Below are 16,216 nucleotides of genomic sequence, written 5' to 3'. Positions count from 1 at the left end.
CCCGGCAGCCATCCTCCAACCTGCATAGACCACGGCCGCGGTGCACGCTTCATGACTTTTATCCTATGGTTGGCCGTATTGGGCGCTGTGCTGCTCACGCTCGCCCTCACTTCTTCCTATTTGCGCTGGATGCCGGTGACCACCTCAGCCGTGTGCCTGTTGCTCGGCGTGGCCATCGGGCCGCTGGGTGTGGACCTGTTGCACCTGGATATCAAAAACTCAGCCCGCTGGATGGAGCACCTGACCGAAGTAGCGGTGTTGTTTTCCCTGTTCGTCAGCGGTTTGAAACTGCGCCTGCCGCTCCGGCATCGCACCTGGCGTATCGCGTTTGGCATGGCGGGGCCGGTGATGCTGCTGACCATCCTGGGAGTGTGCCTGGCCCTGCATTACGTGTTCGCGTTGTCCTGGGGCGTCTCGTTGCTGGTGGGTGCGATACTTGCGCCGACTGACCCGGTACTGGCGGGGTTGGTCCAGGTCAACAATGCGCAGGACTATGACGCACTGCGTTTTGGCCTGTCCGGCGAAGCAGGCTTGAACGATGGCACTGCCTTTCCCTTCGTGATCTTTGCGCTGCTGTTCATGCAGCACGGCGGTTTTGAGGGTGACTGGTTCGGTGGCTGGGTGCTGAAAAACCTGCTGTGGGCGGTGCCGGCCGGGCTGTTGATCGGCTACTGGATGGGCCGTGGCATCGGCCGCGTGACGCTGTGGATGCGCATCACCAATGAGGACAGCACGCTGTCCCCCAACGACTACCTGACCCTGGCGTTGATTGCCCTGGCCTACGTGGTCGCCGAGGCGGTGGGTGGCTATGGCTTTTTGTCGGTCTTCGCCGCCGGGCTGGGCTTGCGCCAGGCGGAGTTCAGGTCCACGGGCAACTCGGTAACGCCCTCGGAGCATCTGGCTCTGCCGGTGGTGGGCCACCTGGAGGTGGCTCCTGAGCGCGCCCTGCAAGGCGATGTCAGCGAACTGGCGGATACGCAGATCGCCGCCGGCGTGATGATGGGCGACATGCTCTCGTTTGGCAGCCTGGTGGAGCGTTCGATGGAGGTGTTTCTGGTGACGGTGTTGGGCATCGTGCTGATCAGCCACTGGGACTGGCGAGCACTGCCGGTGGCGGCAGTATTGTTCTGCGTGATTCGCCCCGTGAGCGTGCTGGCAATGCCATGGGGCCGTTTGATCGATTACCGACAACGCGGTTTGATGGGCTGGTTCGGAATTCGCGGGATCGGCAGCATTTACTACCTGTTCTACGCGCTCAATCATGGCCTGGTCGGCACCAGCAGCGCAGTAGCAGTAAACCTTACGGTGTCGGTCATTGCCTTGAGCATCGTCGTTCATGGCCTCAGCACCCAACCGATGCTGTTGTGGTACGAACGACGAGCCAAGGCTAAGACTCAACAGGTAACCACTCAGTCCTGATTTTCGGTATTGCCCACATCAGCCGCATCGTCCAGGTCATTGAGCGGCACTTCTGCATCATCCATCAATGAGCCCGGGTCTTCGTTGCCCGGGTCATTGAGTTCTTCGTCGTCGTCGAGTTCTTGTGACATGACTGTCTCCTTTAACCGCCTTGAGTGTCGATATCAGCATCCGTTTCAGGCTTGGGCTCGCGCTCGGGCTTGAAGTCTGGACTGTAGTCGTTTTCCTTGGCCTTGGGGTCGACGGCAGGCTTCGGATCTTTCGGCGCGTCAGCCGCCGTACCGGGTGCGGGTTCACCACCGTCGATCGCCGGATCGTTACGGTTGCTGACTTGCGGATCGTTGCTTGTGTTCATGAGTCACCTCTTCGCAGTTTCAGAAAACACATCCTGCATAAAGGTAAGGTCCTGCGCAGGACGGTGAAGTTCCGACGATTTAACAGGCAATGCTCAAGAGACCGGGTTATCAATCTGGATGTAAAACGCATAGGCACCGAGTAATACCCAGAACACCATGAACAACCACGGCGCGCGCATGGAGAACAGCAGCGACTTGCGATAGCCCTTGTGGGACGACTCGGTTTCACAAAACAACGGCGAATCGTCATAAGCCATGCCCATTACCGGCTCGCTGCGCAGCAGTTCACTTTGCTTGTAGTGCCAGTGGTCGATGATTTCGTACGCGGCACGGATACCCGGCCAGGCATTCAGGGAGCTGAGAACGCCAAGGGACGCCAGGAACACCGGCACGATCAGCGTAAAAAACTTACCCCATTCCGGGTTGAGGTTGCCCATGCCGGAGACAAAGGCGATGACCAGGAACGACTGCGCGGTGAGGTAGGCGTCGGTGCGGTTGGCCAGGATGGTGGTTTCGTACTGAATTTCGCGGCGATAAAAGTCAAGACGGTCCTTGGGTGAACCGAAAATCTTGGCGTTGTGTTCACTGTGTTCGTCCAGCGACGCTTCTGGAGTGTTTGGAGAGATGATTCTGGGCACGACGATGCTCCACAAGGTGACAAGCCTTGTTAGAAGAATCGGGGCTGAGTGAAGTTCAAGTTTGTTCATGCACCATTGTGGAACACGTGCCGCACTGTTGTGGCGATCGCGTTGGGCTGGCGGCTGCTGGAGTGCGCAGGCCTCGGGCATTTTTCGGCCCATTGCTCAGCCCAGCGCCCGCTGGCTCGCTCGCCAACGGGTAATTACTCTGCCAAAAATGGGTTTCGGCACAGGCATTGCTTAATCCATTCATCTGCCCGGATACAGGAGCATTCGTTACCCCCCGACCCAGAGCCGACCCCATAAGAAAGTAAGGACCAGGCTTGTTGGCACCCTCAGCCACAGGCTCATAAAACTATGCGTTTTTCAAAGCGGCAGTGCCACCCGCGCAATCCTCGGCACTGACAAGGTACTGGAATGGCTCGATCTTTCTTTGATGAAATGAATGACGCACAAGGCGCTTGCCGTGCGCACTATCAGGAATTCTCCCGCTGGCTGGCCAACACGCCGCCGGAACTGCTGGCCCAAAGGCGCCGCGAAGCGGATTTGCTGTTCCACCGGGCCGGTATCACCTTCACCCTTTACGGCGACGAGCAAGACACCGAGCGCCTGATCCCCTTCGACATCATCCCCCGCAGCATTCCTGCCAGCGAATGGAGTGTGATCGAACGCGGCTGTATCCAGCGGGTCAATGCGCTGAACATGTTCCTCGCCGACATCTACCACGACCAGCGCATCATCAAGGCCGGGATCATTCCGGCGGATCAGGTGCTGGGCAACGAGGGTTATCAGAAGGCAATGGTTGGCCTGGACCTGCACCGCGACATCTACTCGCATATCTCCGGCGTGGACCTGGTACGCGATGGCGACGGCACCTATTACGTGCTCGAAGACAACCTGCGCACCCCCAGCGGCGTGAGCTACATGCTCGAAGACCGCAAGATGATGATGCGCCTGTTCCCCGAAGTGTTCGCCAAACAACGCATCGCGCCGGTGGACCACTACCCCAACCTGCTGCTCAAAACCCTGAAAAGCGCCAGCCGCCTGGACAACCCCAACGTGGTGGTCCTGACCCCCGGGCGCTTCAACAGCGCGTTCTTCGAACACGCGTTCCTCGCCCGGGAAATGGGGGTGGAACTGGTGGAAGGCGCCGACCTGTTCGTGCACGACCTCAAGGTGTTCATGCGCACCACCGACGGCCCCAAGGCGGTGGACGTGATCTACCGCCGCATCGATGACGCGTTCCTTGATCCGCAGGCATTCAACCCCGACTCCATGCTTGGCGTGCCTGGCCTGGTGGCGGCGTACTGCGCGGGCAATGTGGTGCTGGCCAATGCAATTGGCACCGGCGTGGCCGATGACAAGTCCATCTACCCCTATGTGCCGGAAATGATCCGTTTCTATCTGGATGAAGAACCCATCCTGCAAAACGTGCCGACCTTCCAGTGCCGCAAACCCGATGAGCTGTCCCATGTGCTGGCCCATTTGCCCGAACTGGTGGTCAAGGAAACCCAGGGCTCCGGCGGCTACGGCATGCTGGTCGGCCCGGCCTCCACTGCCGCCGAGATCGAGGACTTCCGCCAGCGCATCAAGGCTCGCCCCCACGCGTACATCGCCCAACCGACCCTGAGCCTGTCCACCTGCCCCACCTTTGTCGAAAACGGCATCGCGCCACGGCATATCGACCTGCGCCCGTTTGTGCTCTCGGGCAAGGAGACCCGCCTGGTGCCCGGCGGCCTCACCCGCGTGGCGTTGAAGGAAGGCTCGTTGATCGTCAACTCGTCGCAAGGCGGCGGAACCAAGGACACCTGGGTGGTGGAGGGCTGAGTATGTTGAGTAGAACCGCCGCAGATCTGTACTGGATGTCCCGTTACCTGGAGCGCGCAGAAAACCTGGCGCGCATGCTCGAAGTCAGTTATTCGCTGTCATTGATGCCCCAGGCCGGGCGTAGCGATGGGCTGGATGAGCTGGCCATGTCGTTGCTCAGCAGCGGCACCCTGGACAGCTACCTTGAGCGTCACAAACAACTGGATGCGATGCGCATGCTGCACTTCTTCGCCCTCGACGAAGAAAACCCCGCCAGCATCTATAACTGCCTGCGCGCCGCGCGGGGCAATGCCCACGCAGTGCGCGGGCGGATCACCGCCGACATGTGGGAAAACCTCAACGCCACCTGGCTGGAAATGCGCAGCATCGCCGCCGGTGGCCTGGCCCGGCATGGCATCAGCCACTTCTGTGACTGGGTCAAGCAGCGTTCGCACCTGTTCCGGGGGGCGACCTCGGGCACCATCATGCGCAACGACGCTTATCGATTTATTCGCCTGGGCACGTTTGTCGAGCGTGCGGATAACACCCTGCGCCTGCTGGATGCGCGCTACGAGATGTTTGGTGAGGAGTCGGAAGAAGTCAGCGACCTGTCGGCACGCGGGTATTACCAATGGAGCGCCCTGCTGCGGGCCTTGTCGTCATTCGAGGCGTATACCGAACTGTACCCGAACGCGTTGAACGCGCGCTCGGTGTCCGAGTTATTGCTGTTGCGCAGCGATGTGCCGCGTTCGTTGCACGCCTGCATCGAGGAGTTGAGCCACATCCTGGCGGACTTGCCCGGCAGTTATGGGCGCACGGCGCAGCGCCTGGCGGCCGAGTTTGAAGCGCGCCTGCGGTATACGGGAATCGATGAGATTCTGGAGGACGGCCTGCACAGTCGGCTCACCGACTTCATCGACACCGTACGCGAGCTGGCCCGGGCGATTCATAGCTCCTACCTGGAAGTGGTGTGAGTTCATTGCAGTCACTTAACTGTCAATTCGGGTGATTGACCCTGCTTTGTTACCGCTCTTATGTTGGCGAGGTGAAATGCCTTTCCACCATAAGAACAGGTACACAGCATGTCCGAACTGAAACTGCACCCCGCCGCCGCCCACAGCCTGCAACGCTGGCATGCCATGCTGGCTGCTCACGACCTCAAGCCCCTTCCCGAATTGCTGGCGCCCGACGCCGTCTTTCGCTCGCCCATGGCCCACACGCCCTACCCTGGCGCGCCCGTGGTGTCGATGATCCTCAACACCGTGTTCAAGGTGTTTGAAGACTTTGCCTATCATCGCGAACTGGCCACCGGTGACGGCCTGAGTGTGGTGCTGGAGTTCAGTGCGCGGGTGGGTGACAAGCAGCTCAAGGGCATTGATTTGATCCGCTTTAACGAGCAAGGGCAGATTGTTGAGTTTGAAGTGATGGTGCGGCCATTGAGTGGCTTGCAGGCGCTGGGTGAAGAGATGGGGCGGCGGTTGGCGCCTTACCTGGCAAAAGCCAAATCCTGAGCCGTAGTGGAGGCTAGTGTGGGAGCGGACTTGCTCGCGAAGGCGGCGTGTCAGGCACAGTATTAGTAACTGACCCACCGCTTTCGCGAGCAAGCCCACACATTTTGGTTTGCGGTGACTACTGGTTTTTGACCAGCACCGGTTCTGCGCTGTATTGGTCCGGGAACAGCTTTTTCAGCTGCGCCACTTTCGGCAAATCATTGATCACGATGTACGGGTAAGACGGGTTCTCGGTGAGGAAGTCCTGGTGATAGGACTCCGCCGGGTAAAACGCCTTGCCCATCTCTACCTTGGTCACGATCGGCTTGGTGAAGGCTTTGGCCGCGTCCAGCTGGGCGATATAGGCCTGGGCGACTTTTTGCTGCTCGGCATTCTGCGCAAAGACTTCCGAGCGGTATTGAGTGCCGCTGTCGGGGCCTTGGCGGTTCAGTTCTGTGGGGTTGTGGGCCACTGAAAAGTAGATTTGCAGCAGCTTGCCGTAGCTGACCTTGCTTGGGTCGTAGGTCACCGACACCGACTCGGCGTGGCCGGTATCGCCTCCGCTGACCGACTCGTACTGGGCGGTGTTGGCCGCGCCGCCGTCGTAGCCGGACACGGCGTTTTTCACACCCTGCACGTGCTGGAACACCCCTTGTACGCCCCAGAAGCAGCCCCCGGCGAACACGGCCGTTTGCAGGTTGCCGGGCTCGGCGGGAAGGTCGAGGGCAGGTGGTGCGATTATTACGGCGTCTTCAGAGGCGCCAAAAGAGAATGCCGAGCTTTGGCCGACGAAAGCAGCGAAAGCGAGTGCGGGTAAAAATTTGAGCAGTTTCATACAACGTACTCCAGAACCCGGTTGAATGTGGGCGCTGGCTTGCCAGCGCCCACATTGACCGGGTTAACAGTTAATGAATGGGTTAGCCGAAAGTGAAGGCATAGGCGGCCACATGCGGGTCGAGAAAATCGATGGTGAAGGTACGGTCCTGCACGGCGCCGCGCTGACGAACCAGTTGGTACAGGCGTTGCTCGGTCACCGTGCCGCTGCCATCGGGCGCCACATCCGTGCCGTGGGCATCGCCCGGGGCCTGGCCATCAATCGTCACCTTGAATCGCACCGGTTTGCCGTCAGCCGCCGGGCCCAGCACCAGGTGCAGGTCGCGGGCATGGAAGCGATAGACGATGCGCCCGCCAGCCTGGTCGAGGGTGGCTTGCTGGCCGCCAACGTTCCAGTGGCCTTCCAGGGTCCAGTTGTTCAGGGCCAGCGTGCCGGCGGCCGGGTAATTCACCACTTTGTCGGTGGCCTGGGTGCCAGTGGTCACGAAGTTTTCGGCACGCTGGAAGCCCAGGTAGGTTTCCGGCGACTGCACTTCATTCATGTCCGGCGCTTGCTCAACGCCCTTGGCATCCGCCTCGATCAAACCACCTGCGACATCTTTCGCCCCGGCTTCACGCAGCAATTGCTGGATCACCCGCTCCGACTCGGCGTAATCACCCTCGCCAAAATGGTGATAGCGAATCTGGCCCTTGGCATCGGCAAAGTAATGCGCCGGCCAGTACTGATTATTGAACGCGCGCCAGATCTTGTAGTTATTGTCGATCGCGACCGGGTACGTGATGCCCAAGTCCTTCATGGCCTTGGTGACGTTGTTCACGTCGCGTTCAAAGGCAAATTCCGGGGCGTGTACGCCAATCACCACCAGGCCCTGGTCGTGGTACTTCTCGGCCCAGGCTTTCACATACGGCAAGGTGCGCAGGCAATTGATGCAGGAGTAAGTCCAGAAATCCACCAGCACGACTTTGCCCTTGAGCGCTTCGGCGCTCAGTGGCGGGCTGTTCAGCCATTGCACCGCACCATCCAGCGGCGGCAGCGTGCCTTCGATCGGCAGCGCGTCGCTGTGATTGGCCGCCATCATCATCGCGCCACCGGCCATCATCGCGCCGCCCTTCTGTTCGGGTTTTGCACTCAGTTTGTCCACCAGGCTTTGTTCCAGACCGCCCGTGGATGCAGTCGACAAGCGCGACAGCACACCGGTGTCCAGGCCCCGGGCGATGGCGGCCACACCGACCAGCATCAGTGCGCCGAGGCCACGGCGCAGCCATTCACCGGCACCGAGCGAGCGCTTCATAACGCCAAAGACTTTACCGCCGACCAGCAACGCCAACGCCAGGGACGTAGCGGCACCGGCGGCGTAGGCCAGCAACAGCAAGGTCGTGCCGATGCTGGCGCCCTGCAGCGCCGCGCCGGTGAGCACCAGCCCCAGGATTGGCCCCGCGCACGGTGCCCACAGCAAACCGGTGGCCACGCCGATCAGAAACGAAGCGCCCGCACGCGGCTTTGCGTCCGTTCCAGCGGCTTGCGACAGGCGACTGCCGGCGGCCACTAAAGGACGCGTCAAGCGTTCCGACAGTTGCGGCAGCAGCAGCGTGAGTCCGAACAGGGCAACGCACAGCAACGCGAGCCAGCGCCCGTACTGATTGACTTGCACCACCCAACCGCCGCCCACCGCCGCCAGTGAGGCCACCAGGGCGAACGTCACCGCCATCCCCGCCAACAGCGGCAAGCCACTGCGCATAAACGGCTGCCCGGTGCGAGCGAAGACAAAAGGCAGAACAGGCAGGATGCACGGGCTGACAATTGTCAGCACGCCGCCCAGGTACGCGAGAACCAGAAGCCACATGGGATCTTCCCTTATAAATATGCAGAGACATCGGCTTAAGCCGCCGTGAACGTCATGGCCACGCCATTCATGCAATAGCGCAGACCAGTAGGTGCCGGGCCGTCATCGAACACATGCCCTTGGTGACCGCCACACCGGCGGCAGTGAATTTCCTTGCGCACCACGCCGTAGGACGTATCGGTGTGGCTGGCGACAGCGTTGTCCAGTGGCTGCCAGAAGCTTGGCCAGCCGGTGTGGCTGTCGAACTTGGTGCTCGAGGCGAACAACGGCAACGCACAACCGGCGCAGGCAAAGGTGCCAGTGCGGTGTTCATCATTAAGGGGGCTGGTGTAGGGGCGCTCGGTGCCCTCCTCGCGCAGCACGGCGAATTGCTCGGCACTCAGCAGGCTGCGCCATTCGGCCTCGGTATGGTTGACTTCGAACGTCTCGGCGGCCTCCACCTCAGCGACCATATTCAGCTGTTTCAGCAAGCCGCCGGCCAGGACGGCGACACCCAGGCCACCACCGGCCAGCAGTATTTGTCGACGTGAGTACATGGCGTTCTCCTCGTTAAGCAATGAGGCCATCTTGAACCCTGGCCGGTCGCGAAATCCTCACGCAGAGTTAAACAATTCGTGATAACTACACTGTTGCAAAACCCGCACAATGCGCGAACTACAAGCGAAGGTTTCTTTACATGGATCAGCCCAAACGAGTCCTCGTCGTCGAGGACGATGCCCATATTGCCGACTTGATCTGCCTGCACCTGCGCGATGAGCAATTTGAGGTGGTGCACAGCGCCGACGGTAACGAAGGCCTGCGCCTGCTGGAACAAGGCGGCTGGGATGCGCTGATCCTCGACCTGATGCTGCCCGGCGTGGACGGCCTGGAAATCTGCCGCCGTACCCGCGCCATGACGCGCTACACACCGATCATCATCACCAGCGCGCGCTCCAGTGAGTTGCACCGCATCCTTGGCCTGGAGCTGGGCGCGGACGACTATCTGGCAAAGCCGTTTTCCATGCCGGAGCTGGTGGCCCGGGTCAAGGCGCTGTTGCGCCGGGTCGACGCCATGGCGCGTAACTTGAAGATGGACGCCGGCAGCCTTGAGCTCGGCCCGCTTTTCATCAACCCGCTGACCCGCGATGCCACCTTGCAGGGCCAACGCCTGGACCTCACGCCGCGCGAATTCGACCTGCTGTATTTCTTCGCCCGCCAGCCAGGCAAGGTCTTCTCCCGCATGGACCTGCTCAACGCCGTCTGGGGCTACAGCCACGAAGGCTACGAGCACACGGTGAACACGCATATCAACCGCCTGCGCGCCAAAGTCGAGACCGACCCGGCCAACCCGTCACTCATCCTTACGGTTTGGGGCCGGGGCTACAAATTCGCCGAGAGCAACCCATGAAGCTGACCCTGACTCAACGCCTGTCAGTCGTGTTCGCGGTGCTGCTGGTGATTTGCAGCGGTACCTCGGCCTGGCTGCAGGTACGTTCCAACCACATGCACGAACTGGAAGTGGTGCAAGGCTTGTCCCGCGACCTCGCGGCGCACATCGCCCGTGATACACAGCTCATGGATGCCGACGGCCTCAAACCCGATGCCGTGCGCATGCTGTTCAGCCAATTGATGCTGGTCAACCCGAGTGTCGAGGTGTACTTGCTCGATATCGACGGCCGCGTCGTGGGCAATGCTGCACCCAGCGGGCATTTGCTGCGTGACCACGTCGACCTTGCGCCGGTTCGACGCTTTCTCAGCGGCGCCATGCTGCCGATCCTCGGCGATGACCCGCGCAGCGTTGACGGGCGCAAGGTGTTCAGCGCCGCACCGCTCAAGGCCAACGGCCAACAAACCGGTTTCCTGTACGTGGTGCTGCTGGGCGAAGCCCACGATGTGTATGACGCCAAGGACGCAACCGGCATGGCGCTGAAGATCGCCCTCTGGTCCATCGGCCTGGTTGCGCTGCTGTGCTTGATGGCCGGCCTGATCGCATTTGCCTGGATCACCCGGCCCTTGCGCCAACTGACCGACAAGGTTGGCCAATTCGATATCAACGGCGCACCGAAACCTGCGCAAGCGCCTCCTCGCGAGTTCAATAGCGGCGATGAAATCGCGGTGCTCGACCACGCCTTCGTGCAAATGGAAAACCGCCTGGGCGAGCAATGGCGTGCCATCACCCATCAAGACCAGGAACGTCGGGAAATGGTCGCGAATATTTCCCACGACCTGCGCACGCCCTTGGCCTCGCTGCATGGCTACCTGGAAACCCTGTCCCTCAAGGACGCCAGCCTCAGCCCCGAAGAGCGCCGCCGCTACCTCGGCATCGCCCTGGACCAAAGCCGCAAGGTCGGCGGCCTGGCCCAGTCGCTGCTGGAGCTGGTGCGCCTGGAACATGGTTTCGTGCAGCCGGTGATCGAAGGCTTTTCCTTGCCGGATCTGGTGCAAGACATCTTCCAGAAATTCGAACTGACCGCCGAGGCCCGGTCCATCACGCTCACCGCCACCTTGCCGCCACAGGTGCCGACGGTGTTGGCCGACCTGGGCTTGATCGAACGGGTGCTGACCAATCTGCTCGACAACGCCCTGCGGCACACGCCGGTGAATGGTGAGGTCGAGGTGATCTTGTCACCCGAAGCGGATGGCATGGGCGTCACCGTCAGCGACAGCGGACAGGGAATCGACCCTGAGTTGCGTGAAGGCTTGTTCCTGCGGGCCTTCACCATCGGCGGCGCGCGCCGCGATGGCGGCCTGGGCCTGCGCATCGTGCACCGCATCCTGCAACTGCACGGGCGCAGCATCCGCTTGGTGGACCGCCCCGGGCATGGCGCGACCTTTACGTTCTGCCTAGAAACGCGAGCATCAGCGCGTTGACCCGCTGCCCCTGCTCGTTCTGGATCCAGTGACCGCAGTTGGCCAACACATGCTGCTCAAGGTCGGGCACTGAGTCGGGCATGCGCTTGAGGGTGTGGGCTTCGAACACCCCGACCGGGTCACGGTCGCCAATCAGGAACAAGGTCGGTTGCAGCACCTGCCGGCCCGCCAGGAACTCGGTGCGCTGCCAGTTGCGTTCGAAGTTGCGGTACCAGTTCAGCGGGCCGCGAAAGCCGTGTTCGGTGAACGCCTGCAGGTAGATATCCAAATCCTCCCGGGAACACCAGTGCGGCAATGTGCGAGGGGTTGGGACACCTGCGAACAGGCTGGCATTCGCCGATTTCTGCTGCAGGAACACGTCCTCATCCTGCATGAACAGCCGCAGCGTGCGTTCGATGTCGGCGTTCAGTTCCCGTTCGGCTACGCCAGGCTCCTGGAAATACAGGATGTAGTTGAAACGGTCGGCGTACAGCTCGCGCATGATTTCAATCACCGGGCGGCGGGCGCGCCCGGCAAAAGGCACGGACATTGTGATCAGCCGAGTGATGCGCTCAGGCTCCAGCAGCGCCAGGTGCCAGGCGACCACGGCGCCCCAATCGTGCCCTGCCATCGCCACCTCACGGTGACCGAAATGATCCATGGCCTGCTGGATGTCGGCGCACAGGGTCAGCAATTGGTAGTCGGCAATCTCTGCGGGCGAACTCGATTCGCCGTAGCCACGCAGTTCAGGGGCAAACACCCGGTACCCGGCGGCGGTCAACGCAGGAATCTGTTCGCGCCAGGAGTGCCAACATTCAGGAAACCCGTGCAGCAGCCAAATTGGCCGGCCATTTTCGGGGCCATCGATGTGCACGCACAGGTGAATACCGTTGACGGACAGTGTTTGCAGGCGCATGGGCGTGACCTTTCTGCGTGTTTTGATCAGGGTGCAGAATCGGCGCCGTGCATGCCAGTATCATTGATGGCGGGAATAAGCCAAACGCACTTAATCGACTGTCCACCAGCGCGGCAACAACTGCCGCACCCGCGCCTCGCCAAAGCGGTCATCAATCAACATCACCACCCCCCGGTCTTGTTGACTGCGGATCACTCGGCCCGCGGCCTGCACCACTTTCTGGATGCCGGGGTACAGATAGGTGTAGTCGTAGCCGGCCCCGAAGATCGCGCCCATGCGTGCTTTCATTTGCTCGTTGATCGGGTTCAGTTGCGGCAAGCCCAGGGTGGCAACAAACGCCCCGATCAAGCGCGCCCCAGGCAAATCAATACCCTCGCCAAACGCGCCGCCCAGCACGGCAAAGCCGATGCCCTGGCTGTGATGGGTGAACTGCTCAAGAAATGCTTGCCGCTCGGCCTCGGCCATACCGCGTGATTGCAACCACAGCGCGACCTGGGGGTGCCGTTCGGCCATCAGCTGCGCCACTTGTTGCAAGTAATCGAAGCTGCTGAAAAACGCCAGGTAGTTACCCGGTTGCGTCGCAAACTGCCGTGCAATCAACGCGACGATGGGCTCCAGTGACGCTTGGCGATGCACAAAACGCGTAGAGATCTCATCGACGATGCGCACCTGCAATTGCTCGGCCTTGAACGGCGACTCCACGTCAATCCAGGCGGTATCCGCCGGCAGGCCAAGCAAGTCGGCGTAATAGTGACGCGGGCTCAGCGTCGCGGAAAACAGCACGCTGCTGCGGGCCGCCGTCAGCCTGGGGCGGATGAATTCGGCAGGCACCACGTTACGCAGGCACAACGTTGAAACACTGCGCTTGCCGCCGAACTGACGCTTGCTGATATCGAAAATGAACTGCTCGCTGAACAGCTCGGCCACTTTGGCAAATTGCAGCGCCTCGAAATAGAACGCTTGCAGGTCGCCAGTGAGGGTTTCGGGGTGGTCGTTGAAGTGGTCGCCCATGGCGCTGGTGCACAGGCTCAGGGCCTGCAGCAGTTTGTCCGGCTTGGTGGCATAGGCCTGGTACGGCGCAAGTTGGTCCTTGTGCAAGGCGTTCCATTCGCGGTTCAGGCGCTGCAAGGGTTTCTTCAGCGGCTCGGGCGCAGCGTCGCGCAAGGTTTTGAGGCTGTACTGGTCGAGGCTCGCGCTGTACATCGAGCGAGCGCGCTCCACCAGGTTGTGGGCTTCGTCCACCAGCACAGCGGCGCGCCATTGGTTCAACTGGGCCAGGCCGAAGAGCATGGCGCCAAAGTCGAAATAGTAGTTGTAGTCGGCGACCACCAGGTCAGTCCAGCGCGCCATTTCCTGGCTGAGGTAATACGGGCACACATCATGGGCCAGGGCGACATCGCGCAGGTTGCGCTGGTCCAGCAGACGCACCTTCGAGGCTGCCGTGCGCGCGGCCGGCAGGCGATCGTAAAAGCCCTTGGCCAAGGGGCAGGAATCACCGTGACAGGCTTTGTCCAGGTGTTCGCACGCCTTGTCCCGCGCCACCAGTTCAAGTACGCGCAGCGGCAGATCGGGGTGACTGTCGAACAGCACCTGGGCGGCATCCAGTGCCAGCTTGCGGCCCGGGGTCTTGGCGGTGAGGAAGAACACCTTGTCCAATTGCTGCGGCGCCAGGGCCTTGAGCATCGGGAAGAGCGTGCCGACGGTCTTCCCGATACCGGTGGGCGCCTGGGCCATCAGGCAACGGCCGGTGCTGACCGCCTTGTAGACGGACTCGGCCAGCGAGCGCTGGCCGGGACGAAACTCGGCATGGGGGAAGGCCAGGCGTTGTGCAGCGCTGTTGCGCGCGTCGCGGTGCTGCATTTCCTCGCGCGCCCAGCCCAGGAACAGCGCACATTGCTGGTTGAAGAACCGCTCAAGCTCGGCCGCCTGAAAACGCTGGTTGAGCAGGGTTTCACCCTCACCGACGATGTCGAAGTACACCAGCGCCAGGTCGATTTCATGCAGGCCGAGTTTCTGGCACATCAACCAGCCGTACACTTTGACCTGGGCCCAATGCAGTTGCCGATGGTTGGCGGGCTGGGCGTCGAGGTCGCCGCGATAGGTTTTCACCTCTTCAAGGCGGTTGCTGTCCGGGTCGTAACCGTCCGCCCTGCCCCGCACCTTGAGCTGCTGGTAGTCGCCTTCCAGGGCCACTTCATTTTGATAGTGCGCGCTGCGTCGCGAGGCGACCGTGCGATGGCCGACGATACCTTCCTGGGCGCTGGGCGACGGCGTGAAACGCAGGTCGAGGTCGCCGACCTTGGCCGTGAACTCACACAGCGCCCGCACCGCAACGCTGTAGCTCAAGCCGGTTCAGCCCAGCGGACATAGCAGACGGTAACCGGCATCTGGTATTCACCACAGAATTCCAGCCAGCGCAGTTGGTTGTCCTGCAGGCGATCGCCAGGGCCTTTGACCTCGATCATGCGGTAGGTCTTTTGTGCGGGCCAGAACTGGATCAGATCCGGCATGCCCGTGCGGTTGGCGCGGATGTCCAGCAGCAGACGTTCAAACCAGTAACGCAGGTGTTCGGCCGGCAAACACGCGAGTGCTTGCTCGAGCAGTTCTTCGCTGAGCAGGTTCCAGAACACGAACGGTGACTGGATACCCCACTTGTCCGCGTAGCGCTGGCGGATGGTGGTCTTATAACGCCCGTCCTCCAGTTGGTCGAAACAGGCGGCGAACACCACGCTGCGGCGCTGGTGAAAGTCTTCACTGTGCAGGTCCACCGGCCCACGCTGGAACGGGTGGAAGAACGAACCTGGCAACGGCGCAAAAATCGCCTCCCAGCACAACAGCCCGAACAAGGAATTGATCAGGCCATTTTCGACATAATGCACCGGCCCATCGGGCTCGCTGAGATGGGCCTGGACACAATACTCCACTGACATCAGCGGCTGCGGGACCAGTGCCAGGTCCAGGCGTGTGACCTCGCGTGGCCTGGTCTTGGGCAACGCCGGTTCGCCGAGTTTGCGGCGCAGGCGTGGCAGCACTCGCAGCAGGTGTTGTTGTTCGGCGGCACTTTCCGGGGCCTGTTGCGCAGCGCACGCCAAAGCCATGGCTTGCGCGTAGTGCGCCTGACGCTCCAGCACGCGAATCAGCCGTGAGCGCGCGCCTGGGTAGGCGCAATCACGGTAGATCTGCGCCGCCAGCGCCAATTCGGCGCTGCGCTCGCAATACTGGCCGACCTGGAACAACAGCTTGGCCCGACGTTTTTCCAGCCAGGGGTTGTCGGTGACAAGCGAAGCGATCCGTAGCAGCACCTCGTCCAGCGTCTCCCCCGCTTCAAAGGCCTGCTGACATTGGTGCAGGAACAGAAACCCGACGACATCGTCACGGCTGCGCAGGCCACGGGACTCGGCGCAGAACTGGACTTTTTCGTAGGTGTAGATGCCCAGGTCAGCCAGCACGAACTCCGACCAGTCCTGATACAGATTGCCGAAGAACATCAGGCGCAGGCGATCGCACAAATCCATGATGGTCAGGCTGTAGAGCGCATCGCTGACCGTCGGGCACCACTGGGCAAACCGACGCTGTTCGGTGAACTGCTCCGCCAGCAACGCCAGCCAATCGGCCTTCCTGCCCTTGGGCTGATCAATCCACGGCTTGAAGGCCTCGAGGATTTCGCCTTTTTGCAGCAACGCAAACAGCTCTTCGACGCACAGCTGCCCCTGATCCTCAACCCAACCCTGCTCCACCAGTGCCAGCGCAGCCGTGCGGGTGCAACCAATCTCCAGATAATTGAGTTTGCTCGCCCGAAAGTGCACGCCCTTGCGCATCACCATGCGCACCAACAAGGCTTGGGACGCTTGCGGCAACCTGTCAAATTGCTGAATGAAATGCTGTTCATCCGGGTCGAGTAAATCGGCATAGCGTTGCCCCAACCAATGCAGCACTTGGCGGAAGTTATGCAGGTAATACAAGGGGTCGTCGAGGGGATTGGCCATGTCGCGCGCTGATCAAATACTGGTTATGCATACAGAGTGCCGCCAGTGGCGCGCTGTTGCAATCGGTAATAGATAAATGGCGCACGCAACTTTTTGTA

Annotated in this window: 15 protein-coding genes; 6 read left to right on the top strand and 9 right to left on the bottom strand. The window is 61.2% G+C overall.

Annotated elements, in window-relative coordinates:
• Positions 1-51 precede the first annotated feature (51 nt).
• Positions 52-1,419 carry a cation:proton antiporter gene (locus ACDZ94_RS26290; RefSeq protein WP_432751658.1) on the top strand — a complete coding sequence of 456 codons (1,368 nt, stop codon included), beginning with the start codon at positions 52-54 and terminating at the stop codon, positions 1,417-1,419.
• Here ACDZ94_RS26290 and ACDZ94_RS26285 read toward each other — a convergent pair.
• The 3 genes from ACDZ94_RS26285 to ACDZ94_RS26275 form a co-directional block, all read right to left on the bottom strand.
• The gene (locus tag ACDZ94_RS26285) at positions 1,410-1,550 is read right to left on the bottom strand and encodes a hypothetical protein (RefSeq protein WP_167353698.1); all 141 of its coding nucleotides are present in this window, start codon (positions 1,548-1,550) and stop codon (positions 1,410-1,412) included. The genes ACDZ94_RS26290 and ACDZ94_RS26285 overlap by 10 nt on opposite strands.
• Positions 1,551-1,561: 11 nt before the next feature.
• Positions 1,562-1,774 carry a hypothetical protein gene (locus tag ACDZ94_RS26280; RefSeq protein WP_128590033.1) on the bottom strand — a complete coding sequence of 71 codons (213 nt, stop codon included), beginning with the start codon at positions 1,772-1,774 and terminating at the stop codon, positions 1,562-1,564.
• A gap of 93 nt (positions 1,775-1,867) precedes the next feature.
• Positions 1,868-2,413 (bottom strand): hypothetical protein, encoded by a 546-nt coding sequence (locus tag ACDZ94_RS26275; RefSeq protein ID WP_064452340.1) that lies wholly within the window; start codon positions 2,411-2,413, stop codon positions 1,868-1,870.
• A 417-nt stretch (positions 2,414-2,830) separates the two neighbouring features.
• On the opposite strand from ACDZ94_RS26275, the gene ACDZ94_RS26270 reads away from it, so the two are divergent.
• The 3 genes from ACDZ94_RS26270 (at position 2,831) to ACDZ94_RS26260 (ending at position 5,730) form a co-directional block, all read left to right on the top strand.
• Complete coding sequence (locus ACDZ94_RS26270; protein WP_259762558.1) at positions 2,831-4,240, top strand: circularly permuted type 2 ATP-grasp protein; 1,410 nt, start codon at positions 2,831-2,833, stop codon at positions 4,238-4,240.
• A 2-nt stretch (positions 4,241-4,242) separates the two neighbouring features.
• Positions 4,243-5,193, top strand: a complete 951-nt coding sequence (locus ACDZ94_RS26265; protein WP_053256152.1) for an alpha-E domain-containing protein — start codon at positions 4,243-4,245, stop codon at positions 5,191-5,193.
• Positions 5,194-5,301: 108 nt separating this feature from the next.
• Complete coding sequence (locus tag ACDZ94_RS26260; RefSeq protein WP_064452338.1) at positions 5,302-5,730, top strand: nuclear transport factor 2 family protein; 429 nt, start codon at positions 5,302-5,304, stop codon at positions 5,728-5,730.
• A gap of 118 nt (positions 5,731-5,848) precedes the next feature.
• On the opposite strand, the gene msrA is transcribed toward ACDZ94_RS26260, so the two are convergent.
• The 3 genes from msrA to msrB form a co-directional block, all read right to left on the bottom strand.
• Entirely contained in the window at positions 5,849-6,544 is a 696-nt protein-coding gene (msrA, locus tag ACDZ94_RS26255; protein ID WP_221294681.1) for a peptide-methionine (S)-S-oxide reductase MsrA, read from the bottom strand.
• A gap of 82 nt (positions 6,545-6,626) precedes the next feature.
• Positions 6,627-8,387: a cytochrome c biogenesis protein DipZ gene (locus tag ACDZ94_RS26250; protein WP_432751657.1), complete on the bottom strand. Its 1,761-nt coding sequence runs from the start codon at positions 8,385-8,387 to the stop codon at positions 6,627-6,629.
• A gap of 35 nt (positions 8,388-8,422) precedes the next feature.
• Positions 8,423-8,923, bottom strand: a complete 501-nt coding sequence (msrB, locus tag ACDZ94_RS26245; protein WP_064452335.1) for a peptide-methionine (R)-S-oxide reductase MsrB — start codon at positions 8,921-8,923, stop codon at positions 8,423-8,425.
• A gap of 140 nt (positions 8,924-9,063) precedes the next feature.
• On the opposite strand from msrB, the gene ACDZ94_RS26240 reads away from it, so the two are divergent.
• Together ACDZ94_RS26240 and ACDZ94_RS26235 are read left to right on the top strand one after the other, a co-directional pair.
• Positions 9,064-9,774 (top strand): response regulator transcription factor, encoded by a 711-nt coding sequence (locus ACDZ94_RS26240; protein WP_432751656.1) that lies wholly within the window; start codon positions 9,064-9,066, stop codon positions 9,772-9,774.
• Positions 9,771-11,237 carry an ATP-binding protein gene (locus ACDZ94_RS26235; RefSeq protein ID WP_432751655.1) on the top strand — a complete coding sequence of 489 codons (1,467 nt, stop codon included), beginning with the start codon at positions 9,771-9,773 and terminating at the stop codon, positions 11,235-11,237. The genes ACDZ94_RS26240 and ACDZ94_RS26235 overlap by 4 nt, the downstream gene beginning before the upstream one ends.
• Here ACDZ94_RS26235 and ACDZ94_RS26230 read toward each other — a convergent pair.
• The 3 genes from ACDZ94_RS26230 to ACDZ94_RS26220 form a co-directional block, all read right to left on the bottom strand.
• On the bottom strand, positions 11,200-12,132 hold the full coding sequence (locus tag ACDZ94_RS26230; protein WP_432751654.1) for an alpha/beta fold hydrolase: 933 nt from the start codon (positions 12,130-12,132) through the stop codon (positions 11,200-11,202). The genes ACDZ94_RS26235 and ACDZ94_RS26230 overlap by 38 nt on opposite strands.
• A gap of 90 nt (positions 12,133-12,222) precedes the next feature.
• Positions 12,223-14,478 (bottom strand): ATP-dependent DNA helicase, encoded by a 2,256-nt coding sequence (locus ACDZ94_RS26225; protein ID WP_432751653.1) that lies wholly within the window; start codon positions 14,476-14,478, stop codon positions 12,223-12,225.
• A complete protein-coding gene (locus tag ACDZ94_RS26220; RefSeq protein WP_432751652.1) occupies positions 14,475-16,118 on the bottom strand; it encodes a VRR-NUC domain-containing protein in 1,644 nt (547 codons plus the stop codon). The genes ACDZ94_RS26225 and ACDZ94_RS26220 overlap by 4 nt, the downstream gene beginning before the upstream one ends.
• Positions 16,119-16,216 lie beyond the last annotated feature (98 nt).

This window comes from Pseudomonas sp. UBT (assembly GCF_050915955.1).
Taxonomy (GTDB): domain Bacteria; phylum Pseudomonadota; class Gammaproteobacteria; order Pseudomonadales; family Pseudomonadaceae; genus Aquipseudomonas; species Aquipseudomonas antarctica_A.
This window is presented reverse-complemented; position numbering and strand designations above follow the sequence as displayed.